General features: G+C 52.0%; 21 protein-coding genes. 11 read left to right on the top strand and 10 right to left on the bottom strand.

Features of this window, described 5'->3' with window-relative positions; all coding sequences use genetic code 11:
- The first annotated feature begins 103 nt into the window (after nucleotides 1-103).
- Nucleotides 104-1,573 carry a lysine-specific permease gene (lysP, locus tag FDW97_RS07470; protein WP_038642000.1) on the top strand — a complete coding sequence of 490 codons (1,470 nt, stop codon included), beginning with the start codon at nucleotides 104-106 and terminating at the stop codon, nucleotides 1,571-1,573.
- 860 nt (nucleotides 1,574-2,433) lie between these two features.
- Here the strand turns inward: lysP and FDW97_RS07455 are convergent.
- Nucleotides 2,434-4,419, bottom strand: a complete 1,986-nt coding sequence (locus FDW97_RS07455) for a ligand-gated channel protein (RefSeq protein ID WP_137350840.1) — start codon at nucleotides 4,417-4,419, stop codon at nucleotides 2,434-2,436.
- Nucleotides 4,420-4,697: 278 nt separating this feature from the next.
- Entirely contained in the window at nucleotides 4,698-5,534 is an 837-nt protein-coding gene (fghA, locus tag FDW97_RS07450; RefSeq protein ID WP_085047873.1) for an S-formylglutathione hydrolase, read from the bottom strand.
- A 321-nt stretch (nucleotides 5,535-5,855) separates the two neighbouring features.
- Between fghA and folE the strand changes: the two genes are divergently transcribed.
- The 6 genes from folE to mglC all read left to right on the top strand — a co-directional run bounded on the left by folE (nucleotide 5,856) and on the right by mglC (nucleotide 12,774).
- Nucleotides 5,856-6,524: a GTP cyclohydrolase I FolE gene (gene folE / locus FDW97_RS07445; protein WP_003027410.1), complete on the top strand. Its 669-nt coding sequence runs from the start codon at nucleotides 5,856-5,858 to the stop codon at nucleotides 6,522-6,524.
- Nucleotides 6,525-6,538: 14 nt separating this feature from the next.
- Complete coding sequence (gene yeiB / locus FDW97_RS07440) at nucleotides 6,539-7,696, top strand: DUF418 domain-containing protein YeiB (protein WP_137350839.1); 1,158 nt, start codon at nucleotides 6,539-6,541, stop codon at nucleotides 7,694-7,696.
- Between the two features lie 144 nt (nucleotides 7,697-7,840).
- Complete coding sequence (galS, locus tag FDW97_RS07435; protein ID WP_038641992.1) at nucleotides 7,841-8,866, top strand: HTH-type transcriptional regulator GalS; 1,026 nt, start codon at nucleotides 7,841-7,843, stop codon at nucleotides 8,864-8,866.
- Between the two features lie 292 nt (nucleotides 8,867-9,158).
- On the top strand, nucleotides 9,159-10,157 hold the full coding sequence (gene mglB, locus FDW97_RS07430) for a galactose/glucose ABC transporter substrate-binding protein MglB (RefSeq protein ID WP_006683804.1): 999 nt from the start codon (nucleotides 9,159-9,161) through the stop codon (nucleotides 10,155-10,157).
- Between the two features lie 70 nt (nucleotides 10,158-10,227).
- On the top strand, nucleotides 10,228-11,748 hold the full coding sequence (gene mglA, locus FDW97_RS07425) for a galactose/methyl galactoside ABC transporter ATP-binding protein MglA (protein WP_005129207.1): 1,521 nt from the start codon (nucleotides 10,228-10,230) through the stop codon (nucleotides 11,746-11,748).
- Between the two features lie 15 nt (nucleotides 11,749-11,763).
- A complete protein-coding gene (mglC, locus tag FDW97_RS07420; protein WP_003027393.1) occupies nucleotides 11,764-12,774 on the top strand; it encodes a galactose/methyl galactoside ABC transporter permease MglC in 1,011 nt (336 codons plus the stop codon).
- 57 nt (nucleotides 12,775-12,831) lie between these two features.
- On the opposite strand, the gene preA is transcribed toward mglC, so the two are convergent.
- From preA to FDW97_RS07380, 8 genes are all read right to left on the bottom strand, one after another.
- Entirely contained in the window at nucleotides 12,832-14,067 is a 1,236-nt protein-coding gene (gene preA, locus FDW97_RS07415; protein ID WP_085047874.1) for an NAD-dependent dihydropyrimidine dehydrogenase subunit PreA, read from the bottom strand.
- Complete coding sequence (locus tag FDW97_RS07410; protein WP_137350838.1) at nucleotides 14,061-15,302, bottom strand: NAD(P)-dependent oxidoreductase; 1,242 nt, start codon at nucleotides 15,300-15,302, stop codon at nucleotides 14,061-14,063. Before FDW97_RS07410 ends, preA begins: the two co-directional genes overlap by 7 nt.
- Before the next feature lie 233 nt (nucleotides 15,303-15,535).
- Nucleotides 15,536-15,775, bottom strand: a complete 240-nt coding sequence (locus FDW97_RS07405; protein ID WP_038641982.1) for a DUF2542 family protein — start codon at nucleotides 15,773-15,775, stop codon at nucleotides 15,536-15,538.
- A 2-nt stretch (nucleotides 15,776-15,777) separates the two neighbouring features.
- On the bottom strand, nucleotides 15,778-16,497 hold the full coding sequence (gene sanA, locus FDW97_RS07400) for an outer membrane permeability protein SanA (RefSeq protein ID WP_038641981.1): 720 nt from the start codon (nucleotides 16,495-16,497) through the stop codon (nucleotides 15,778-15,780).
- Between the two features lie 135 nt (nucleotides 16,498-16,632).
- Entirely contained in the window at nucleotides 16,633-17,517 is an 885-nt protein-coding gene (cdd, locus tag FDW97_RS07395; protein ID WP_038641979.1) for a cytidine deaminase, read from the bottom strand.
- 148 nt (nucleotides 17,518-17,665) lie between these two features.
- On the bottom strand, nucleotides 17,666-18,361 hold the full coding sequence (locus tag FDW97_RS07390; RefSeq protein ID WP_038641977.1) for a CidB/LrgB family autolysis modulator: 696 nt from the start codon (nucleotides 18,359-18,361) through the stop codon (nucleotides 17,666-17,668).
- Entirely contained in the window at nucleotides 18,358-18,756 is a 399-nt protein-coding gene (locus FDW97_RS07385) for a CidA/LrgA family protein (RefSeq protein ID WP_038641975.1), read from the bottom strand. The genes FDW97_RS07390 and FDW97_RS07385 overlap by 4 nt, the downstream gene beginning before the upstream one ends.
- A 122-nt stretch (nucleotides 18,757-18,878) precedes the next feature.
- Nucleotides 18,879-19,787, bottom strand: a complete 909-nt coding sequence (locus FDW97_RS07380; RefSeq protein ID WP_085047876.1) for a LysR substrate-binding domain-containing protein — start codon at nucleotides 19,785-19,787, stop codon at nucleotides 18,879-18,881.
- 126 nt (nucleotides 19,788-19,913) lie between these two features.
- Between FDW97_RS07380 and FDW97_RS07375 the strand changes: the two genes are divergently transcribed.
- Genes FDW97_RS07375 through maiA form a run of 4 tightly spaced genes read left to right on the top strand, consistent with a single transcriptional unit; the run spans nucleotide 19,914 to nucleotide 23,691 of the window.
- Nucleotides 19,914-21,272, top strand: coding sequence for an aromatic acid/H+ symport family MFS transporter (locus FDW97_RS07375; RefSeq protein WP_137350837.1), 1,359 nt, complete (start codon nucleotides 19,914-19,916; stop codon nucleotides 21,270-21,272).
- An 11-nt stretch (nucleotides 21,273-21,283) separates the two neighbouring features.
- Nucleotides 21,284-22,321 (top strand): gentisate 1,2-dioxygenase, encoded by a 1,038-nt coding sequence (gtdA, locus tag FDW97_RS07370; protein ID WP_038641971.1) that lies wholly within the window; start codon nucleotides 21,284-21,286, stop codon nucleotides 22,319-22,321.
- Nucleotides 22,322-22,336: 15 nt separating this feature from the next.
- Nucleotides 22,337-23,038 (top strand): fumarylacetoacetate hydrolase family protein, encoded by a 702-nt coding sequence (locus tag FDW97_RS07365; protein ID WP_038641969.1) that lies wholly within the window; start codon nucleotides 22,337-22,339, stop codon nucleotides 23,036-23,038.
- Nucleotides 23,039-23,046: 8 nt separating this feature from the next.
- Nucleotides 23,047-23,691: a maleylacetoacetate isomerase gene (gene maiA, locus FDW97_RS07360; RefSeq protein WP_085047879.1), complete on the top strand. Its 645-nt coding sequence runs from the start codon at nucleotides 23,047-23,049 to the stop codon at nucleotides 23,689-23,691.
- Nucleotides 23,692-23,695 lie beyond the last annotated feature (4 nt).

Raw genomic sequence — 23,695 nt, 5'->3', positions numbered from 1 at the left:
CGGCCAGTCATGAAGGTCTCTTATAACAGCGCATTTGTGCCGGAAGAAAGCCCATTCGTCTGCTACAATCGCGCCTCATTTTTTGGATGGATAGCATTTTCACATGGTTTCCGAAACTAAAACCACAGAAGCGCCCACGCTACGTCGTGAACTGAAGGCGCGTCACCTGACGATGATTGCCATCGGAGGCTCCATCGGTACAGGTCTTTTTGTTGCATCTGGTGCAACTATTTCTGCGGCGGGTCCTGGCGGCGCGTTGTTCTCGTATATTCTGATTGGTCTGATGGTGTACTTCCTGATGACCAGTCTCGGTGAACTGGCAGCCTTCATGCCGGTTTCCGGTTCGTTCTCCACCTACGGTCAGAACTATGTAGAAGAAGGCTTCGGCTTCGCGCTGGGCTGGAACTACTGGTACAACTGGGCGGTGACAATTGCCGTTGACCTGGTGGCCGCACAGTTGGTAATGAGCTGGTGGTTCCCGGACACGCCAGGCTGGATCTGGAGTGCGCTGTTCCTCGGCGTTATCTTCCTGCTGAACTACATTTCCGTGCGCGGGTTTGGCGAAGCGGAGTACTGGTTCTCACTGATCAAAGTGACCACCGTGATTATCTTTATCGTGGTTGGCGTAATGATGATCTTCGGTATCTTCAAAGGCGCTCAGCCGGTGGGCTGGAGCAACTGGACGACCGGTGATGCGCCGTTTGCCGGTGGTTTTGCCGCTATGATTGGCGTGGCGATGATTGTCGGCTTCTCATTCCAGGGAACTGAGCTTATTGGTATCGCGGCAGGTGAATCGGAAGATCCTGAGAAGAATATTCCACGCGCGGTGCGTCAGGTGTTCTGGCGAATCCTGCTGTTCTATGTGTTCGCGATTTTGATTATTAGCCTGATCATTCCGTACACCGATCCAAGCCTGCTGCGTAACGATGTGAAAGACATCAGCGTTAGCCCGTTCACGCTGGTATTCCAGCATGCGGGTCTGCTGTCTGCGGCAGCGGTAATGAACGCGGTTATCCTGACGGCGGTACTGTCTGCGGGTAACTCCGGGATGTATGCCTCAACGCGTATGCTTTACACCCTGGCCTGCGACGGTAAAGCGCCGCGTATCTTCGCCAAACTGTCTCGTGGCGGTGTGCCGCGTAACGCACTGTATGCAACTACGGTGGTGGCGGGGCTGTGCTTCCTGACCTCAATGTTTGGCAACCAGACCGTATACCTGTGGCTGCTGAATACTTCCGGGATGACGGGCTTTATCGCCTGGTTAGGGATTGCTATCAGCCATTATCGTTTCCGTCGTGGTTATGTGCTGCAGGGGCATGATGTGCAGGATCTGCCGTATCGTTCTGGCTTCTTCCCGCTGGGGCCGATCTTTGCCTTTGTGCTGTGCCTGATCATCACTCTGGGTCAGAACTACGAAGCGTTCCTGAAGGATAGTATTGACTGGGGCGGCGTGATGGCAACCTATATCGGTATTCCACTGTTCCTGATTATCTGGTTTGGTTACAAGCTGACGAAAGGGACTCATTTCGTTCGCTACAGTGAAATGAAATTCCCTGGACGCGTGAAGAAGTAATCTTGTACCTGATGGCACCGTGCTAATCCGACCTACGTAAGATAGTGTAGGTCGGGTAAGCCCTCCATGCTGCCATCCGGCAGACAATAACCCCCCCGCCACTCACCATGTTCAGTTAACATCTCAGTTTCAGAAAGCATCAACATGTGTTGGCGGGATAATGAACATGCTCTCTCTGAGAAAGGGTTCCGTTCACCTCATGTTCATCGCTTCTCTGTACACTGAACGCCAGTGAACGTGTTAAGGGTGCTATCGCCGCACCCTTAACAATCCCGGCTCCCGGCAGGAAAATTGTTGCTGCGCAATACCCTCCGCTTATTCCTTCAGGCTACCGGGCCGGGCGCGAGGTAGCGTCCTTGCAAAGCGCGCCCTGAGCCAGCATCCATGCTGGCTCTCCCGGCCTTACGGAAACACGTCGGCAATTTTCAGCCGGACCAGCCCACACTTCACCATCTGCGTTTTTTGGTCTGAACAGCAAAACAGATTTAACTGGAAGTCAGAGCGTTGAAGCGATGACTCCGGTCCGGCTGAAAATCGATGAGTCGTTGACGGCTGACCGGGTCTGCCCGCAGGGATGCGGGCAGAGGGGATGGCCTGCAGGGACGCAGGCTCGGCCCCGACCCGACAGGCAGACGGCATAAGACGAATGAATCGCGCAGCGACGATTTTCCCGCCGGGAGCCTGGGATGCAAGGGAGGCGGCGGTGAGCCTCCCTTGCACGTTCACGGGTATCTGTGATTCAGAGAAGTGATACCGCTGAGGTGAACGGAACCCCGTAGCGGAATAAAATGTTCTCCATACATGCTTAACTAACAGGCATTAGGCATTCACCTTGCCGGGGTTTTTTTATTGCGCCAAACTTAGAAGCTGTAAGTCAGGCCAACCGTGTAACGACGGCCATCGAGAACGGTGTCGTAGGTGTCATAATCGATTTGCTTATCCAGCACGTTATACACGCCGGCGGTCATCAGCAGATCCTTGGTAGCATAGTAGCGTAAACCAACATCGACCTGCGTATACGATGGCGTACCCTGTGCCATGGAGGTACGGCTCAGGTACTCAGACGTTTTACCGCGTAGATTCAGACGGCTCCAGAAACCGAGATCCTGCGTTGCCTGCCAGTCCAGGGTGGTGTTAAACATATGCTTTGGCATTTTGTTTAATGGCTGACCGGAGAACTGACCGCTTTTCTGCTCAGATTCCGTATAGGTGTAGTTCGCCGTCCAGTTGACGTCGGAGGTGATTTTCCAGCCGAAGGTGGATTCTACGCCGCGCATATTGGCTTTATCGACGTTCACACGATCGCTGACGAAATCATAATGGGTGCCACCGATGGTGCAGGCCGGGTCGGAACTGCTGTTACAGCGACGCACTTCGGTAATTTTGTTTTTGAAGTCGGTATTGAACAGCGTCACGCCCGCGTTGAGGTCGTTGCCGTTATCCCACAATAACCCGATCTCTTCGCTCAGGCTTTTCTCTGGCTTCAGATCCGGGTTGCCGACAATGATCCCGTTCAGACGGCCGCCGCCGGTGACCTGTCCCCAACTGGCAGAAGACTGACGCAGATCCGGTGCGCGATAGCCTGCAGATACGCCACCTTTCAAGGTCCATTGATCGCTCAGATGCCATACGCCGTAACCGCGTGGTGTCCAGTTGTCGCCGTAGTTTTCATCTTTATCCATACGCAGACCGCCGGTCAGCGCGAAGGTATCGGTAATAGCCCATTCATCTTCAGCAAACAGCGCCCAGCTCCAGCGGGTCAGTTTGTTCAGCCCATCGGCAGCTTGCAACTGATTGCCGTTATCGCGCAGTTTCTCATAACGGTACTGTCCACCCACTGTCAGGGTGTGCGCCCCGAGGAAAATCTGGTTCTGATTGTTAAAGATGGTGTTGTAGGACTTCATCTGGCGACCAGGGTTGTCGGTCTCTTCCTGCTGGATATAGCTGGTGGAGTTGAAGTCGTCGTAATAGCCGCTATGGGTGAGTGAATGTGTGGTGTGCACATACTTGCTTTCGCTTTTACTGTTGGGCTTACAGCTTCCGTTGCGGCAGATTTCTTCAGCCCTGGATTTGCCCGGCGTACTGTCACGATCCTGCAGTTCACGTGCGTAATCGAAGTCGATGTCGTTTTTATCATCCGGCGTGAAGTTGAGGGTTAAACCCCCGTTACGCATACGCTGTTCATTGTAGCCATTGAGGATTTCATCTTCGGCACGATGAGAGAATAATCCGGTCACCTTCGCACCGAGTAACCCGTCAATCAGCGGCCCGGACGCATAGGCATTCGTCTGGTAAATATCACCGGAATCCCTGTCTTCCTGGAAAGTGGCATCGCCATGTAAGGAGCCGGTCCAGGCTTTGGTATTCGACACTTTTTTGGTGATGACGTTGATAACGCCACCCATCGCATCAGAGCCGTAAAGCGATGACATTGGTCCACGGATAACTTCGATGCGCTCGATGGATTCCAGCGGCGGTAACCAGCCTTGTTCAATCCCTGAGTTATCGCTGTTAGGTCGTGTGCTGCGTGTGCTGATGCGTTTGCCGTTGACCAGGAACAACGTGTATTGCGAAGCCATACCGCGAATACTGATATCGCTGCTGCTGCCGCCACCGGTGACGACGACGCCAGGGACATCTTTTAGCGCATCGGTGACATCGCGATAGGCTTTGTCTTCAATTTGCTGCTTGGTAATAACAGATATCGACGCGGGGGCGTCCTGAATTTTCTGCTCGAAGCCGGTAGCGGTGACGACGACGGTGTCCTGTTCAGCGGCATGGCCGAGTGATGGGAGACTGGCGACGCATACTGCGGCAGCTACAGCCTTAACGTGAGGTATAGTCATTTGTATCATTCCATTTAAATGAATCAAACTGCGCGTCATGTGAAAGGCCATGACAATTGTATGTATTTGTCTTTTAAGGACTCTTTTCAGTAAAGAAGCGAATGGATTGTACAAAAGTATGAATTTTTGTAAACACAAATGATAATAGAAATCATTTGTGTTTGATGTAGTTTGAGGGGAAATTATTATTAAATCAATAAGATAAGTGAAAAAGAAAAATGGAGAAAAAGTGAAGGGATGATGGCGAAATGAAGAGGGCTTTCGCCCTCACTCAGGCGTTACTTCAGTAAATATTGCGCATGGAAGCGCAGGTGATCCTCAATAAACGACGCAATAAAGTAATAGCTGTGATCGTAACCCGGCTGGATGCGTAACGTCATCGGCCATGCGGTCTGACGTGCTGTTTCGGCCAGTACCGCGGGCTGCAACTGATCGGCAAGAAACTGATCGTTGTCCCCTTGATCGATAAGCGTCGGAATCGCATCTTCGGGCCTGCTGGCCAACATTAACGCGCAGCTATCCCATTCGGCCCACAGCGATTTATCTTCACCCAGATAAGCGCTAAAAGCCTTCTCGCCCCACGGAACGCGGCAAGGGTTAACGATGGGGGCAAAAGCGGAGATGCTGGTGTATTTCCCCGGATTTTTCAGCGCCATAATCAACGCCCCGTGACCACCCATGGAATGTCCGCTGATGGCGCAACGATCGCTGACGTTAAACTGCGACTGGATCAGTGCCGGAAGCTCATCACGCAGATAGTCATACATGCGAAAATGGCTTGCCCACGGTTGCTGGGTGGCATTGAGGTAAAACCCAGCCCCCTGGCCTAAATCGTAGCCATCATCGTTGGCTACTTGATCGCCGCGTGGACTGGTATCCGGCATCACCAGCACAATACCCAGCTCAGCCGCCACACGTTGCGCGCCCGCTTTGGTGGTGAAGTTTTCGTCATTGCAGGTCAGGCCCGACAACCAGTACAGCACCGGAGGCGGGGTATTCTCACGAGGCGGGGGAAGAAAGATGCTGAAAGTCATAGCGCAATTTAACGTGGCGGAGTCGTGACGCCAGCGTTGCTGCCAGCCTTCAAAACAGCGGTGCTCTTCAAGCATTTCCATGCGTGGCTCCTTGTTGTGTTGAACCTGAATATGTTTGCGAATTCATCATAATACAGATTATTCATTGCACTGTGAGTAACTTTCACTTCCGCATTGGGCAAACATACTTCATCATCTATATAACTTTACATTAACACTCAACATCGCCGGGCTGAACGCTACGTGAATTTGATACGCTGAAAGGCTGTGCCAATTTCAATAATTATCGCGGTGAATACTGGATTATGTGCGCCGCCTCACGCACAATGTTCTGGCTGTGACACAGCCTAAAAACTTTGCCCCATGCAGGGCAGAGGCGCCACACCTGCAGGAGAAAAAGAAATGTCATCACTCAGTAAAGAAGCGGCTTTGGTTCATGAAGCGCTGGTCGCGCGTGGTCTCGAAACACCACTACGCCCGCCCGTGCAGGAGATGGATAACGAAACGCGCAAACGTCTTATCTCAGGCCATATGACCGAGATTATGCAATTGCTCAATCTCGATTTGAGCGATGACAGTTTGATGGAAACTCCGCATCGCATTGCGAAAATGTATGTCGATGAGATTTTCTCCGGTCTCGATTACGCCAACTTCCCGAAAATCACCGTCATTGAAAACAAAATGAAGGTGGACGAGATGGTTACGGTCCGCGATATCACGCTGACCAGCACCTGCGAGCATCACTTTGTCACTATCGATGGTAAAGCGACGGTGGCGTATATCCCGAAAGATTCAGTCATTGGCCTGTCGAAGATCAACCGCATTGTGCAGTTCTTTGCGCAGCGTCCGCAGGTGCAGGAACGTCTGACCCAGCAAATTCTCACCGCGCTGCAAACGCTGCTTGGGACGAATAATGTTGCGGTGTCGATTGATGCGGTGCATTACTGCGTGAAAGCGCGCGGTATTCGCGATGCGACCAGCGCGACCACCACCACTTCTCTGGGCGGATTGTTTAAGTCCAGCCAGAACACGCGTCAGGAATTCCTGCGCGCAGTACGTCATCATAACTGATTAGGGCAGGGGCTATGGAGCGTAATGTCACGCTGGATTTTATTCGTGGCGTCGCCATTCTTGGCATCCTGCTTCTCAATATTAACGCCTTTGGCCTGCCAAAGGCGGCATATCTCAATCCCGCCTGGTATGGCAATATCACCTTATCCGACGCCTGGAGCTGGGCGGTGCTTGATCTCTTCGCACAGGTCAAGTTTCTCACGCTGTTTGCATTGCTGTTTGGGGCAGGGCTGCAAATGCTGCTCCCGCGCGGCAAACGCTGGATCCAGTCGCGGCTTACGCTACTGGTGCTGTTGGGTTTTATTCACGGTTTACTCTTCTGGGACGGCGATATCCTGTTGGCTTATGGCTTAATTGGTCTGATTTGCTGGCGGTTGATTCGCGATGCCCCTTCGGTAAAAAGCCTGTTTAACACCGGCGTCCTGCTTTATCTGGTGGGGATTGGCGTACTGTTGCTGCTGGGCGTTATCTCCGGCGGGGAAACCAGTCGGGCCTGGACGCCGGATGCCTCAGCTTTGCTGTATGAAAAATACTGGAAAGTGAATGGCGGTCTGGAAGCGGTCAGCAATCGCGTGGATATGATGTCCAATAGCTTGCTGGCACTGGGCGCGCAGTACGGCTGGCAACTGGCTGGGATGATGCTGCTTGGCGCAGCATTAATGCGCAGCGGCTGGCTGAAAGGGCAGTACAGTCTGCAGCATTATCGACGTACCGGCGTACTGTTGGTCATTATTGGCATGGCGATTAACCTGCCTGCTATTATCATTCAGTGGCATTTGGAGTGGGCCTACCGCTGGTGTGCTTTCCTGTTACAAGCTCCGCGCGAGCTGGGCGCGCCGTTGCAGACTATCGGCTACGCCGCCCTGATGTTTGGCTTCTGGCCGCAGCTGAGCCGCTTAAAGTGGGTGATTGCCATCGTCTGCGTGGGACGTATGGCGTTAACTAACTATCTGTTTCAAACCTTAATTTGCACCACGCTGTTTTATCAATTCGGCTTGTTTATGAAATTCGATCGGCTGGAGCTGCTCTGTTTCGTCATTCCTGTCTGGGCCGTTAATCTTCTGTTCTCCGTCATTTGGCTGCGTTTTTACCGGCAGGGCCCGGTAGAGTGGCTGTGGCGTCAATTAACCCTGCGTGCTTCAGGGACATCATTACCACGTACATCCAGATAACGATCTGGATCACATTCATTAACAAAATGGATGTAAGCGCTTTCATTCCTGTGACATCACTCACGCAGTCCGTTTCATTGTGCTGACAAAATACCCAGCCTGGGGTGTCTGTGGCTAACCGCAATCTAAAACAGGGCAGTGAATATGGTAACCATCCGTGATGTGGCACGACAGTCTGGCGTATCTGTAGCGACCGTTTCCCGCGTACTGAACAACAGTGCGCTGGTGAGTCCCGACACGCGTGAAGCGGTGATGAAAGCAGTCACTCAGTTAGGCTATCGACCTAACGCCAATGCGCAGGCGTTGGCGACACAGGTAAGTGACACCATTGGTGTGGTGGTGATGGATGTGTCAGATGCGTTTTTTGGCGCGCTGGTTAAAGCTGTCGATATGGTTGCCCAGCAGCATCAGAAATATGTCCTGATTGGTAATAGCTATCATGAGGCTGAAAAAGAACGCCATGCTATCGAGGTTTTGATTCGCCAACGCTGTAACGCTCTGATTGTTCACTCTAAAGCGCTCAGCGATCGGGAACTGGCAGAGTTTATGGATCAGATTCCTGGCATGGTGCTGATCAATCGCCTTGTTCCGGGTTACGCCCACCGTTGCGTCTGCCTGGATAATATCAGCGGCGCCAAAATGGCGACCCGCATGCTGCTGAATAATGGTCATCAACGCATTGGTTACCTGGCATCAAGCCACCGTATTGAAGATGATGCGATGCGCAAAGAAGGGTGGTTATCGGCCCTGAAAGAACAAGGAATTGATGCGGCGGAAAGCTGGATCGGTACCGGTTCGCCCGATATGCAGGGAGGAGAGTCTGCCATGGTGGAGCTGCTGGGGCGCAATTTGCAACTGACGGCGGTCTTCGCCTACAACGACAACATGGCAGCGGGCGCACTGACCGCGTTAAAAGACAACGGCATCGCCATCCCATTACATCTTTCTATCATTGGCTTTGATGATATTCCCATTGCGCGTTACACCGATCCGCAACTGACAACCGTACGCTATCCCATCGCCTCAATGGCAAAAATGGCGACGGAGCTTGCGCTGCAAGGCGCGGCGGGCACGTTAGATCCTGCGGCGTCGCATTGCTTTATGCCGACACTGGTGCGTCGTCATTCTGTGGCATTGCGGCAGAATGCGGCACCGATCACTAACTCATAAAGTCGAACTATGTAACCGCTTTCAATATGTGAGTAAATTCACAGTATATTAACAATGCGATAGCTATGATGACACTGTTTGTTGCGCTGTAACTACTATGTAACGGTGAATAATCACTTTCATCGAGGTATTGGTGCCTTAAACAAAAATTAAAGCCAGTTTTTGGAGCGTTGCCAGGCACGGAAGAATTATTTTTAAAAGTGAGCTTCGGCGTTCAGTAACACTTCAGTAACGTTCTGCCTGCCGAGCATTTATCTCAAGTACTACCCTGCATAATAAAACCGGAGATACCATGAATAAGAAGGTGTTGACCCTGTCTGCTGTAATGGCAAGCATGTTATTCGGCGCGGCTGCGCACGCTGCTGATACCCGCATTGGTGTGACGATTTATAAGTACGACGATAACTTTATGTCTGTGGTACGTAAGGCTATTGAAAAGGATGCCAAAGCGGCGCCTGACGTACAGTTGCTGATGAATGACTCGCAGAACGACCAGTCCAAACAAAACGACCAGATCGACGTATTGCTGGCAAAAGGCGTTAAAGCACTGGCGATTAACCTGGTTGACCCGGCAGCTGCAGGCACGGTAATTGAAAAAGCACGCGGTCAGAACGTGCCGATCGTGTTCTTCAACAAAGAACCTTCTCGTAAAGCGCTGGACAGCTATGACAAAGCGTATTACGTCGGTACTGACTCTAAAGAGTCTGGCATTATTCAGGGTGACTTGATTGCTAAACACTGGGCTGCTAACCCGAACTGGGATCTGAATAAAGACGGTAAAATCCAGTTTGTTCTGCTGAAAGGCGAACCGGGACACCCGGATGCTGAAGCACGTACCACTTACGTGATCAAAGAGCTGAACGACAAGGGCATTAAAACTGAGCAACTGCAGTTAGATACCGCGATGTGGGATACCGCTCAGGCGAAAGATAAGATGGATGCGTGGATGTCCGGTCCGAACGCTAACAAAATTGAAGTGGTTATCGCCAACAACGATGCGATGGCGATGGGCGCAGTTGAAGCACTGAAAGCGCACAACAAAACCAGCGTACCGGTGTTTGGCGTGGATGCGCTGCCTGAAGCGCTGGCCCTGGTGAAATCCGGCGCCATGGCCGGTACCGTGCTGAACGATGCCAACAACCAGGCGAAAGCGACCTTCGATTTGGCGAAAAACCTGGCTGATGGCAAAGGCGCAGCAGACGGCACTAACTGGAAAATTGACAACAAAATTGTTCGCGTTCCGTACGTCGGTGTCGATAAAGATAATCTGGCTGAGTTCACTAATAAATAAATCTCCGTCTATGGGCGCAATGTCATTGCGCCCTTAATAACGCGCTTTGCAAGGCCAACAAGGTATATTTATGGTCAGCACACATACTCAGTCGTCAGGCGAATACTTGTTGGAAATGACCGGCATTAACAAGTCTTTCCCCGGCGTTAAGGCTCTTGATAACGTTAATTTAAAGGTCCGCCCGCATTCAATTCACGCCTTAATGGGCGAGAACGGCGCGGGGAAATCCACATTATTGAAATGTCTTTTCGGCATCTATCAAAAAGATTCCGGTAGTATTTTATTTCAGGGTAAAGAAATCGATTTTCATTCGGCGAAAGAAGCGCTTGAAAATGGTATTTCGATGGTCCACCAGGAATTAAACCTGGTATTACAACGTTCCGTGATGGACAACATGTGGTTGGGGCGCTATCCCACCAAAGGTATGTTTGTCGATCAGGAAAAAATGTACCGTGATACCAAAGCGATATTTGATGAGCTGGATATTGATATCGATCCGCGGGCGCGCGTCGGTACATTATCCGTTTCACAAATGCAGATGATCGAAATTGCGAAAGCCTTCTCCTACGATGCCAAAATCGTCATCATGGATGAGCCGACGTCATCGTTAACCGAGAAAGAAGTTAATCATCTGTTCACCATCATTCGTAAGCTGAAAGAGCGTGGATGCGGTATTGTTTATATTTCTCACAAAATGGAAGAAATTTTCCAGCTGTGTGATGAAATTACCGTGCTGCGCGACGGGCAGTGGATCGCAACCCAGCCGCTGGAAGGGCTGGATATGGACAAGATCATCGCCATGATGGTTGGACGTTCGCTGAACCAACGTTTTCCTGATAAAGAAAACAAACCTGGTGAAGTGATTCTGCAAGTGCGTAACCTGACCTCGCTGCGTCAGCCATCGATTCGTGATGTCTCGTTTGATTTGCACAAAGGGGAAATCCTCGGGATTGCCGGTCTGGTAGGCGCAAAACGCACTGATATCGTTGAAACGCTTTTTGGTATTCGTGAGAAATCATCGGGTACGATTACGTTACACGGCAAAAAAATTAATAACCACAGCGCCAATGAAGCCATCAACCATGGCTTTGCACTGGTCACGGAAGAGCGCCGCTCGACCGGTATTTATGCGTATCTGGACATTGGTTTTAACTCGTTAATCTCCAATATCCAAAACTATAAAAATAAAGTCGGTCTGCTGGATAATTCCCGCATGAAGAGCGATACCCAGTGGGTGATTGACTCTATGAGGGTGAAAACGCCGGGCCATCGTACACAAATTGGTTCACTTTCCGGGGGGAATCAGCAAAAGGTGGTTATTGGCCGCTGGCTATTAACGCAGCCAGAAATCCTGATGCTGGATGAACCTACACGTGGTATCGATGTCGGCGCAAAATTTGAAATTTATCAGTTGATAGCCGAACTCGCGAAAAAAGATAAGGGGATTATTATTATTTCCTCTGAAATGCCGGAGCTGCTGGGTATTACCGATCGTATTCTGGTGATGAGCAATGGTCTCGTTGCCGGAATTGTTGACACTAAAACGACAACGCAAAACGAAATCCTCCGTCTTGCGTCTTTGCACCTTTAAGATTAGGGGCTCCTCATGAGTGCGTTAAATAAGAAAAGTTTTCTTACTTATCTGAAAGAAGGCGGAATATACGTTGTTCTTTTGGTTTTGCTGGCAATTATTATTTTCCAGGATCCCACTTTCTTAAGTTTACTCAACCTGAGTAATATTCTGACGCAATCCTCAGTGCGTATTATTATCGCATTGGGTGTTGCCGGACTGATTGTGACGCAAGGGACAGACCTGTCGGCAGGGCGTCAGGTTGGTCTGGCGGCAGTGGTGGCGGCAACCTTATTGCAATCGATGGAGAACGCCAACAAGGTATTCCCGGAAATGGCGACGATGCCGATTATCGTGGTGGTACTGATTGTTTGCGTCATCGGCGCGATTATCGGTCTGGTGAACGGTATCATCATCGCGTATCTGAACGTGACGCCGTTTATTACCACGTTGGGTACGATGATCATCGTCTACGGGATCAACTCCCTGTACTATGATTTTGTCGGCGCATCGCCAATTTCTGGCTTTGACAGCGGATTCTCTACCTTTGCGCAGGGCTTTATCGCGCTGGGCAGCTTCCGACTCTCTTATATCACCTTCTATGCGCTGATTGCCGTGGCCTTTGTGTGGGTGCTGTGGAACAAGACCCGCTTCGGTAAAAACATTTTTGCTATCGGCGGTAACCCAGAAGCGGCGAAAGTGTCTGGCGTGAACGTCGCGCTGAACCTGCTGATTATCTATGCGTTGTCTGGTGTGTTCTATGCCTTCGGTGGTTTGCTGGAAGCAGGACGTATCGGCTCGGCGACCAACAACCTCGGTTTTATGTATGAGCTGGATGCGATTGCGGCGTGCGTGGTTGGCGGCGTCTCGTTTAGCGGTGGGGTAGGGACCGTCTTCGGCGTGGTGACCGGTGTGATTATCTTTACCGTCATCAACTACGGGCTGACTTACATCGGCGTTAACCCATACTGGCAGTACATTATTAAGGGCGGCATCATCATCTTCGCGGTGGCGCTGGACTCCCTGAAGTACGCGCGTAAGAAGTAACGATAAAACGCCAAAAGGCCGGTGCAGCGCAATCTGCACCGGCCTTTTTTGTCCGCGTTATAATGTTAACGCGTGCTCTTTCTCTCCGGGTTTAAATTTTACTTCACCCAGGTCGATACAGGCGACCGGGCAAACGTGGCCGCACAGCAAGCATCCCACACATTTTTCCGTGTCGCAGTGTGGGGTTCGGGTTTCCTCATTCCATTCCATCGCCTGATGCCCGCCGTCATAACAGGAAATGTAGCAGCGACCACAGCCCACGCATTTATCGAGATGGATGTTTGGGTAGACGATGTAGCTACGGTCAAGATCTTCAGCGGGGATGATATTGGCATTGGCAAGGCCCACCATCTCCTCCAGTGAGTCAAATCCTTGATCGGCGAGGTAATGTGACAGCCCGCTGGTCATGTCCTCCACAATCCGATAACCATACTGCATTATCCCGGTGGTCACCTGCAGCGTGGCCGCGCCTAACAGTAAAAACTCGGCGGCATCTTCCCAGTTTTCTATACCCCCGATGCCGCTAATCGGGAAATCGCGCAGTTCAGGGTGCATGCGCAGTTGCTGAATAAATCGCAGGGCGATAGGTTTAACGGCCTTGCCGGAGTAGCCGGAAATACTGGATTTACCGTTGACGACCGGCATCCCAATTTTCCGGTTCAGATCGATATTGGTAATGGATTTAACCGTATTGATGGTTGCAATACCGTCGGCGCCACCGCGTTTTGCCGCCAGCGCAACCTCACACATATCACCGATATTCGGTGTCATTTTAGCCAGCATCGGCAGGGAAGAACCGCGTTTAACTGCCCGACAATATTTTTCGACCAGCTCAGGGCTTTGCCCAACATCGCTACCCATGGCATGTGAGGTCATTTGCGGGCAAGAGAAGTTGCATTCGATCATGTCTGCACCCGCCTCTTCGACCAGCCGTGCCAGCTCCTGCCACTGCTGTTCATTTTCTCCCATGATCGATGCAATCAGAACTTTATCCGGGTAGTCCTGTTTCAGCCGGCGAATAGCGGCCAGATTTTCCTCCAGCGGGTGCTCGGCAATTTGCTCCATATTTTTGAAGCCAACAAAGCCGGTATCTTCTTTGGTCAGATGGTCAAAGCGTGGAGAGACTTCATTCGCAATAAAGAAACCAATGGTTTTAAAAACAATACCGCCCCAGCCGGTGTCATAGGCTTTGGCGCACATGTCATAGCAGTTGCCCACCGGAGAAGAAGAGAGGCAGAACGGGTTGGGGAATTTGACGCCGCAAAAAGTAATAGAAAGATCTTTCGTTAACATGAGCAAGCTCCCTCTAAGTAGTGATGAATGGCCTGAGCGGCTTCTTTTCCGGTTTTCACGGCGTAAACCACCGTTTTATCGCCTTTTACAATATCGCCCGCGGCAAACAAAGCGGGATCGGCGGTTTGATAATGATGCGTGTCGATAAGATTGCGCTGTGGTTTTAACGCGGCGAAATGTTCAAGTTGAGCATGTTGACCAACGGCGAGAATAATATGTTCGGCTTCAAGCGTCAGTTCTCCCGGCAGGCGAACGTGTTTAAAAGTAACCCGGTTTCCGCTAACCGCCACAGGCGTGAAACCGTCAATAATCGATACCCCTAACGCTTGTGTGCTGCTGAACTCTTTATCGCTGGCTGGGAAATCGGCCAGTTCTTCACGGGCGACACAGGTAACTGACGGACAGCCCAGCAGTTTCAACGTGCTGGCGACATCCATCGCGACATCGCCGCCGCCGATGATCAATGCGCTTTGCGCGACGGTAATATCGCCGCTGGTTTGCCGGGCTCGTTGCAGAAAATCGACGGCAATTTCAACGTGATTGGCCTTCTCAAACAGCGGTAACGTTGAACCGTAAGACATCCCTACGGTAACCAGTACGGCGCGGTATTCTGTTTTGAGTTGCTCAATGGAAAGGGCAGTGCCGACTTCACAATTGCATTTGATTGTTACGCCCATTTCAACGATACGAGCAATTTCGTTATCTAAAACAGCATGCGGCAGACGAAACTCTGGAATGCCATAGCGTAACCAGCCGCCAGGTTGGGTCTGCTTTTCATAGATAGTGACGTCATAGCCCAGATTGCTCAGCGTTACGCTGGCTTGTAATCCTGCCGGGCCTGCGCCAATGATGGCTACCTTGCCACGTGTTTTTGTGGCGGGTTGATAAATTTTCATTGCGGTCTGCTGCTCAAAGTCGGTAATAAAGCGTTGCAGACGTGCAATATCAATCGGCTTATCAATGCCTGAGCGTGTACACCCGCGTTGGCATAACTTTTCGGTTGGGCATACCCGGGCGCATACTGCCCCAAGTGCATTATTTTCACGAATAGTTTCGGCTGCACCCTTAAAATTACGAAAATAAATGGAGCGAATAAATTTTCCCGGGTCAGTTTGCGCCGGACAATCCTGGCTACAGGGGGCATCGTGACATAATAAACAGCGGGAAGCCTCTTTTATGGCTAATAATGGCGTAAAAGCAGGCGTGAGCTCATCCAGATAATTTTGTTGTGGCATATTTTCTTCCTTAATGCGTGAGTAAATTAAGGCAAACCGTTAATAACAAAATATAAAAATCGAAAGGCTATTCTTAAGGCTAAGCACTGCAGGAAGAGTATTCTGTGAAAGGATTCACAAATAGAAGAGTGTTGGCGGGAAATGCTGGCGGGCAGCATTAATCCCTTACTTTGAAATGGTAACCGTTATCATAATATTAGCTATTCTCAAACGCTAATATAAAAATAATATCTTTATCGATAGAAAATTAAGTAAATAACCATACCGAAGGATAAACATCCGCATCCGGCATAAACCAACACATAGGACCAAAATTGCAGGGGCTCTTGATGGCGATAAGCGTATACCGGTTCGCGCGTATTCTTCTTAATTTTATCTACGGCCCCGGTGCGCCAGCCTTTCCAGGCCTCGCGGAAACAAAAAACAGGAATGAGCAGAAAGGCCAACACGACGAAGAGGGTTTGTACATCCATGCTTATTTTCCTTGTTTCTTTTGTAATTCGAGTAATTGTTCAGGCGTAACCGCCGGATACCCCTGCGCATCGTCGGGTACCTGATGCATGGTAGGGATGGGTACCAGTGGGCCTAAAAAACGGGGTTCACGTTTAAAAATATAGAGATCGGCGAGTGCGCCAAAACGCGCGCCGAATTCGCGTACCCGCACGGTAAGCATATCTTTTGGTGAAGGCACCGCATAGCACTGGGCCTGAATGCCCATATGCAGCGCAATAAACAAGGCGCGTTCACAGTGGAATCGCTGAGTAATAATGATGAAATCGTTGGTATCGAATACCTTACGGGTACGCACGATGGAGTCGAGCGTACGGAACCCGGCGTAATCAAGCACAATGTCAGCCGGATCGACGCCTGCGGCAATCAGATCCTTACGCATCGTCATGGGTTCATTATAGCTTTGCTGCGCGTTGTCGCCGCTCAGCAACAGATAGTTTACCTTCCCGCTGTTATAGGCGTTCAATGCGCCCTGAATACGGTAGCGGTAATACTGGTTGATAACGCCGGTTCGATAGTATTTTGCTGTACCCAGGACCACACCGACCTGGCGGTAGGGTAAATCCTGTAATTCGTCGTAGATATAGGGGGCAGTCTTCCAGCTCATCCATCTGTCGAGTCCAAGCACAGTCAACAGCAGCAAGCCTGACAGGACTAACAGGCTGTAAAACACGCGCTTTAACATGCAGAAAACTCGTTATTTGGGTGGAATTTCAATCAGGCTACTGTACCGGAAGACGTAGCGCAAGAAACAGCAGTCTGATTGAGGGGATTTTAGTCACTGTTACCCGGTTAGCGCAGCGCCACCGGGCTTTATGAGTTAACTGAGCAGCACGCGCTCAATATTGTTGCAGCCCAGCGCGTGCAGGGTGGCGGAGGTCGCATCCCACTGGATTAACGGCGCATCGGCTTTTTCTGCCAGCACCGCGCGTTGAATGTCCGGATAGTCGTAACCGTTCAGACTCAACAGGTTTAACGCGCCTTGCAGCGGTGGGAGAGTGGGGTTAAAGGCGGCGTTTTCAGCATAGCTGCCACTGAAAATTCGCCCGTCTTTACACTCGAGCGCCACGCCGCTTGGCGATTTGCTGTATGGCATATGGCATCTGTTGGCGGCGGTAATTGCCGCCTGGGTCAGGGCGTCGCCCTGCAGCGCGAAGCCGTGATCCTGGTCGTCCATCAGTAGCGTTTTGATGTCGAGATCTTTTGGCCCGAACGCGTCCGGGAGATAGTCGCGCAGTGCGTGTGGTTCGCGCCCAGGCAGATGAATGCGTAAATCCAACCCGCTGTTCAGTTCGTTCATAAACTGGCGGCAGTGGCCGCAAGGGGTGTAGTTAACGGTGATGGCGGCGAGGCCTTTTTCACCGCGCAGCCAGGCGTGGCTGATGGCGCTTTGCTCGGCATGAACGGTTTGCTGCATTGTTGCGCCCAGGAACTCCATGTTGCCACCGAAGTACCAGGTGCCGCTAATGCCGCGAGAGATCGCGCCCACGTTGAAGTTGGAAAGCGGGGTACGTGCGCAGGCCGCAGCCAGCGGCAGCAGAGCGAATGCCAGCGCGTCTTCGTCCAGTCCCGATTCGCGTTTCAGCAAAGAGACCTGCTCAGCAGTCAGCATGGCGGGGAAATGCGTATCCGCCAGAACAGGGGCCAGGGCTGATTGCAAGTTATCCGCGAGTTGGGCAAAAGCAGTTTGAAAACGTGGATGCATGGCGATGCCTCATAACAATGTAATGGAATCGTAGTTTACGGGCCTGTTACGGCTTTATATGTGATCCAAATCTCATTGTGTGTGCAACTTATGAAACTTAAATGAAAAATGTGCAACGCATCGCAAATAAATAACCAAAAAGTGAAGGTTAGCCGACCACTGCCAGAATAACCGGGAACAGAAACGGGGCGACCAACGAGGTGATAATGCCGCAAATGACCAGCGCCAGAGAGCTAAACGCGCCTTCCTGATAATCCAGTTCTGCGCAACGCGCGGTTCCCAGGGCGTGCGAAGCGGTACCCATTGCCAGTCCTCGCGCGGCCTTCGTGCGAATGCGCATAGCATTCAGTAAAGTATGACCAAATACCGCCCCGAGAATGCCGACAAAAATGACGCACACCGCACTGATGGCCGGAATACCACCAATACTTCCTCCCACCGCCATAGCGATAGGCGTGGTGACCGATTTCGGCATGATTGACGCGGCAATTTCCGGTGAGGCGCCCATCAACAGGGCGATTGTTGTGCCGGTAACCATCGCCACGACGCTCCCCGCAAAACAGATAGCGATTATCGATTTCCAGCGCGCGCGAATTTGGTGCAGCTGTTCGTATAACGGATAGGCCAGCGCGACCACGGCAGGTTGCAGTAAATCGTTCAGCACCTCGCTGCCTTTGAAATAGTGATCGTAGGGAATTCCGGTCAGCATCAGAATGGGAATAATCACCACCATCGCGACCAGCAGCGGATTCAGCAGCGGCATTTTAAAGCGTGCTGCCAGCTTACGTGCGCCAAAGAACACCGCGAGAGTCAGGGGCAACGACCACCAGATATATGTCATCATTCTTTCGAACCTTTTTGGCCAACAATTTTGCGTTCACCGTGTACAAGATGCGAGCTCCAGCTCACCACGAGGAAAACAACCAGCGTACTGATGGTGCATGACACCACCACAGGGCCAAATTGTGCGCGGAGCAAATCAAAGTACTGCATGATCCCCACGCCAATCGGGACAAATAACAGGGCCATATAGCGAATCAGGACATAACAGCCGGGATTAACCCATTTTGCCGGTAATACCTGCAATGCCAGTAAGACAAACAGAATCAGCATGCCAATGATGCTGCCCGGAATCGTGATCGGCAGCAGCGAAGCGATAAAAATACCTGCATAGAGGCAGGCATAGATCAGGACGAATGCGCGCAAATATTGCCAGATAATGTTCAGTGATTTGCTCATAATTGAAACCCTTGACGAGACTGATTCATCATACAATTAAACTTCAAAACGTGCTACCGATCACATCATGAATTCTAAGCATAGAGGAAATAGACGTCTGGAACATTGCGCATATGACCGCGCTAAACCTGCGCCAGGTAATACAAAAAACGACTCAGGGCTGTGGTAGGCGTTTCATTGTTGCGCCAGAATACGCCTACGCTGCCTTTTTGTTCAATCTTCGGCAGATTCAGGATAGCCAGTTGTCCCTGGGCGGCGTAACGCTGTGCCAGACGCAGAGAAAGAATAGAAACCATGTCGCTACTTTGCAGCAGGTTGGTGCTGACGTTTATCGACGCTGATTCAATGGTGTTTTCCGGCAGCATTACGCCATTATCGACCAGCGCGTTGTCAATGCTAATCCGAATGGGGGTGCCTGTCGGCCAGACAATCCAGCGCCAGTTAGCCAGATCGTTCCAGGTGAGCAGGGGATATTTTGCCAGCGGATGATCGGGGCGGGCGACAAAACAGACCGGCTCGGTATAGAGCACCTGGTAATTAAGCGGCAGCTGAAGCGCCCGGCCGCCAACGCGACCGACGACGACATCCACTGAACCCGCCAGCAGATCGTGCAGTAACGGGGTCATCACTTTCTCTTCAATATTGAGATGCAGAGTGGGTAGCTCCGTAAGCAAGCCCAGTATTGCCTGTGAAACGCAGTCGGTCGCCACCGGCGAGCAGCCAATCTTCAGACTTCCTACCAGACCGCCTTGTTTGAAACGGGCAATTTCATACTGCGAACGCTCCATATCATTGATCAGGCGTTGAGCATGTTGCAGCAACAGCTTGCCGCCTTCGGAGGGGCGTAAGCCTTTGCTATGTCGTTCAAAGAGCGTGATGCCAATCTCATCTTCGAGCTGTGATAACCATTTGGACAAGGCAGGCTGGGTGATATTCATCATTCGGGCGACGTGAGTCAAATTTCCCTGTTCCCCTAGCGCGACCAGCGTTTGCAGGTGGTGCAACTTCAGTTTCTGTGCCCAGTTAGCCATTTGCTATAACCTCCAGGTTATGCCTCTGCATGAAAAGCCATTGTACATTTCATCTCCAAACATACAAAGTCGCAACATACCTAAAACAAAACAGACATCTACTCTACCTGCACTGAGGCATTCACTATGACTCAACAACGTGATCTACAAGCACTAATAGATTCCGCTCCCGTCGGTAAGACGCAGTGGCGCGTGATTATTTGCTGTTTTTTGGTCGTCATGCTCGACGGTTTTGATACCGCGGCGATTGGTTTTATCGCACCCGATATACGCACTCACTGGCAATTGACCGCCGGGGATCTGGCGCCGCTTTTTGGCGCAGGACTGCTGGGGCTAACTGCTGGCGCGTTGCTCTGCGGCCCTCTGTCCGATCGTTTTGGCCGTAAACGGGTGATTGAGCTTTGCGTGGCGCTGTTTGGCGCGCTGAGTCTGATCTCTGCTTTTTCGCCCGATCTGCAAACGCTGGTCATTTTGCGTTTCCTTACCGGGTTAGGTCTGGGCGGCGCGATGCCTAATACCATCACCATGACGTCGGAATACCTGCCTGCCCGTCGGCGTGGCGCATTGGTCACCATGATGTTCTGCGGCTTTACTCTCGGATCGGCTATGGGCGGCATCGTCAGTGCTCAACTGGTGCCGGTTATTGGTTGGCACGGCATTCTGGTGCTGGGGGGCGTTTTGCCGCTCATGCTGTTTGTCGCCCTGCTGTTTGCGCTACCGGAATCCCCGCGCTGGCAGGTTCGTCGCCAGCTACCGCAAAACGTGATTGCCAGAACTGTCAGCGCTATTACCCGGGAACGTTATGACGATACCCATTTTTATCTCAACGAAGGCGCAGCGATTGCCAAAGGCAGTATCCGCCAGCTGTTCGTCGGGCGACAGTTGCCCATTACCCTGATGTTATGGGTGGTGTTCTTTATGAGCCTGCTGATTATTTATCTGCTCTCCAGTTGGATGCCAACGCTGCTTAACCATCGAGGAATCGACCTGCAACATGCCTCCTGGGTGACTGCGGCCTTCCAGATTGGCGGTACGTTAGGCGCGCTGGCGCTGGGCGTACTGATGGATAAATACAATCCTTTCCGCGTGCTGGCGGTGAGCTATGCGCTGGGGGCGGCATGTATCGTCATGATTGGCCTGAGCGAAAACGGCCTGTGGCTGATGGCGTTGGCGATTTTTGGCACCGGCATCGGGATTAGCGGTTCTCAGGTGGGTCTCAATGCGTTAACCGCCACCCTTTATCCGACGCAAAGCCGGGCGACGGGCGTCAGCTGGTCTAATGCCATTGGCCGCTGCGGCGCGATTGTCGGTTCGCTTTCCGGCGGCGTGATGATGGCGATGAATTTCTCATTCGATAACCTGTTTTTCATTATTGCCGTTCCGGCGGCCATCAGCGCGGTGATGCTTACGCTGCTGACGGTTGTTGTTCGCCAGTCGGCCTCTGTCCCTGACGCCTTGCCACGCGCAGGCATCGTGAATGAATAAGGAGAATCCCTATGTCTGAACTGAATCAGGATGTTAAGAACAGCCGTCAGCAGTTTTACCAGCATATTTCCGGGCAGAATCTGACCCCGCTGTGGGAGTCGTTGCACCGTCTGGTGCCGTCAACGCCGAACGCGAATTGCGCGCCTGCGTACTGGAACTATCAGGAGATCCGTCCGCTACTGCTGGAAAGCGGCGATCTGATTGGCGCGAAAGAGGCAATTCGTCGCGTGCTGGTGCTGGAAAACCCAATGCTGCGCGGACAGTCTTCAATCACCCCGACGCTGTACGCGGGATTACAGTTGATTATGCCGGGCGAGGTTGCGCCGAGCCACCGCCATAATCAGTCTGCGCTGCGCTTTATTGTCGAAGGGAAAGGGGCATTTACCGCCGTCGATGGCGAGCGCACCCAGATGCATGAAGGCGATTTTATTCTGACGCCGCAATGGCGCTGGCACGATCACGGCAACCCAGGCAGCGAACCGGTAGTGTGGCTGGACGGTCTGGATCTGCCGCTGGTGAATCTGCTGGGCTGCGGCTTTGCGGAAGACTACCCGGAAGATCAGCAGCCGGTCACGCGCAAGGAAGGGGATTATTTACCGCGCTATGCGGCCAACATGTTGCCGCTGCGTCATCAGAAGGGTAACTCATCGCCCATTTTCAACTATCGCTACGATCGTAGCCGTGAAGCACTGCATGACCTGACCCGCATGGGCGAAGCCGACGAGTGGGATGGTTACAAGATGCGCTACGTGAACCCGGTAACTGGCGGTTATCCCATGCCGTCAATGGGGACCTTCCTGCAATTGTTGCCGAAGGGCTTTTCTTCACGGATGGCGCGTACCACTGACAGCACTATCTACCATGTGGTGGAAGGAAGCGGGCGGGTCACCATCGGCAACGAAACCTTCAACTTTTCGCCAAAAGATATCTTCGTGGTGCCGACCTGGCACGGTGTGTCGTTCCAGGCCAGCGAAGATGCCGTCTTATTCAGTTTTTCGGACAGACCGGTTCAGGAAGCGCTGGGGTTGTTCCGTGAAGCACGCTATTAATTTGGGAGAGAGAAAATGACGCAATACGTATTCGAACCACAAGCGCCTGTTACCGTTCCGGTGGTTGGTAGTGATGAACAATTTCCCGTGCGCCGCGTTTACTGCGTGGGGCGCAACTATGCTGCACACGCGCGTGAAATGGGCTTTGACCCGGATCGCGAACCGCCGTTCTTCTTCTGTAAACCGGCCGACGCGGTGGTTCCGGTGGCGGCTGGTCAAACCCTTGAACTGCCGTACCCGTCGCAGACCGATAACTATCACTACGAGATAGAACTGGTGGTGGCGATTGGTAAAAAGGGCAGCGATATACCGCTGGAAAAAGCGCACGAATATATCTGGGGCTATGCCACCGGTCTGGATATGACCCGTCGTGACAGGCAGATGGAGATGCGCCAGATGGGGCGTCCGTGGGAAATCGGCAAAGCGTTTGATCTCTCTGCGCCCATCGCGCCGCTGCATAAAGCCAGTGAAATCGCTGATGTTAACAATGCGCCTATCTGGCTGCAGGTTAACGGCGACGATCATCAGCGGAGCGATATTCGTCACCTTATCTGGTCTGTGAATGAAACCATCAGCTATCTGTCCGGATTTTTCGAACTGCAGCCGGGCGATCTGATCTACACCGGTACGCCGGAAGGCGTGGGGGCGGTAGTGAAAGGGGATGTGATCACCGGCAACGTAGACGGTTTAACCCCCATCGCCGTGAAGATTGTCTGAGGTGGATGATGAAGCTGTACAGTTTCTTTAATAGCTCCGCGTCATATCGCGTGCGTATTGCGCTGGCGCTGAAAGGGCTCGATTACCAGACGGTGGGCGTCAACATTCGCATCGGTCAGCAGAACGAGCTGGCCTACCGGCGGATGAATCCGGTGGGGCTGGTGCCGACGCTGGTGACCGACGACGGAGAATCGCTTGGACAATCGCTGGCGATAATCGACTGGCTGGATGGCCACTTTCCGCAGTCGCCGCTGCTGCCTGCTGACTTCCCGATGCGCAGTCGGGTGCTGGAAATTGTTTATGCCATCGCTTGTGATATCCACCCCGTGAATAATCTGCGGGTACTGCGCTACCTGAGCGACGAATTAAAGATCAGTGAAGAGGATAAAAAACGCTGGTATGCGCACTGGATCCAGCAAGGGTTAAGCGCAGTGGAACAGATGCTGCGCCAGAGTCATTCGGGGGCGTTCTGCGTGGGTGATGCGCCGACGCTGGCGGATTGCTGCCTGATCCCGCAATGGGCGAACGCGCTACGTATGGGCTGCGATTTGAGCGCATATCCACGCTGTAAGGCGGTCTATGATGCCTGTACCCAGCTTCCGGCGTTTATCGCCGCCGCGCCCGAGAACCAACAAGACAAAATTCCGGCCTGATAAG

Origin of the sequence: Citrobacter sp. wls708 (genome assembly GCF_005281255.1) — a bacterium.
Taxonomy (GTDB): domain Bacteria; phylum Pseudomonadota; class Gammaproteobacteria; order Enterobacterales; family Enterobacteriaceae; genus Citrobacter; species Citrobacter werkmanii.
Note: the sequence above shows the minus strand (reverse complement) of the source record. Positions and strands in the feature narration are given on the sequence as shown.

Bases quoted from the DNA above. Each gene is read 5' to 3' on its own strand.
- FDW97_RS07385 (WP_038641975.1), bottom strand. From the start codon at position 18,756: ATGAGCAAATCACTGAACATTATCTGGCAATATTTGCGCGCATTCGTC.
- folE (WP_003027410.1), top strand. From the start codon at position 5,856: ATGTCATCACTCAGTAAAGAAGCGGCTTTGGTTCATGAAGCGCTGGTC.
- FDW97_RS07390 (WP_038641977.1), bottom strand. From the start codon at position 18,361: ATGATGACATATATCTGGTGGTCGTTGCCCCTGACTCTCGCGGTGTTC.
- FDW97_RS07405 (WP_038641982.1), bottom strand. From the start codon at position 15,775: ATGGATGTACAAACCCTCTTCGTCGTGTTGGCCTTTCTGCTCATTCCT.
- gtdA (WP_038641971.1), top strand. From the start codon at position 21,284: ATGTCTGAACTGAATCAGGATGTTAAGAACAGCCGTCAGCAGTTTTAC.
- FDW97_RS07455 (WP_137350840.1), bottom strand. From the start codon at position 4,419: ATGACTATACCTCACGTTAAGGCTGTAGCTGCCGCAGTATGCGTCGCC.
- mglA (WP_005129207.1), top strand. From the start codon at position 10,228: ATGGTCAGCACACATACTCAGTCGTCAGGCGAATACTTGTTGGAAATG.
- mglB (WP_006683804.1), top strand. From the start codon at position 9,159: ATGAATAAGAAGGTGTTGACCCTGTCTGCTGTAATGGCAAGCATGTTA.
- fghA (WP_085047873.1), bottom strand. From the start codon at position 5,534: ATGGAAATGCTTGAAGAGCACCGCTGTTTTGAAGGCTGGCAGCAACGC.
- FDW97_RS07410 (WP_137350838.1), bottom strand. From the start codon at position 15,302: ATGCCACAACAAAATTATCTGGATGAGCTCACGCCTGCTTTTACGCCA.
- FDW97_RS07375 (WP_137350837.1), top strand. From the start codon at position 19,914: ATGACTCAACAACGTGATCTACAAGCACTAATAGATTCCGCTCCCGTC.
- preA (WP_085047874.1), bottom strand. From the start codon at position 14,067: ATGTTAACGAAAGATCTTTCTATTACTTTTTGCGGCGTCAAATTCCCC.
- yeiB (WP_137350839.1), top strand. From the start codon at position 6,539: ATGGAGCGTAATGTCACGCTGGATTTTATTCGTGGCGTCGCCATTCTT.
- cdd (WP_038641979.1), bottom strand. From the start codon at position 17,517: ATGCATCCACGTTTTCAAACTGCTTTTGCCCAACTCGCGGATAACTTG.
- FDW97_RS07365 (WP_038641969.1), top strand. From the start codon at position 22,337: ATGACGCAATACGTATTCGAACCACAAGCGCCTGTTACCGTTCCGGTG.
- FDW97_RS07380 (WP_085047876.1), bottom strand. From the start codon at position 19,787: ATGGCTAACTGGGCACAGAAACTGAAGTTGCACCACCTGCAAACGCTG.
- mglC (WP_003027393.1), top strand. From the start codon at position 11,764: ATGAGTGCGTTAAATAAGAAAAGTTTTCTTACTTATCTGAAAGAAGGC.
- sanA (WP_038641981.1), bottom strand. From the start codon at position 16,497: ATGTTAAAGCGCGTGTTTTACAGCCTGTTAGTCCTGTCAGGCTTGCTG.
- galS (WP_038641992.1), top strand. From the start codon at position 7,841: ATGGTAACCATCCGTGATGTGGCACGACAGTCTGGCGTATCTGTAGCG.
- lysP (WP_038642000.1), top strand. From the start codon at position 104: ATGGTTTCCGAAACTAAAACCACAGAAGCGCCCACGCTACGTCGTGAA.
- maiA (WP_085047879.1), top strand. From the start codon at position 23,047: ATGAAGCTGTACAGTTTCTTTAATAGCTCCGCGTCATATCGCGTGCGT.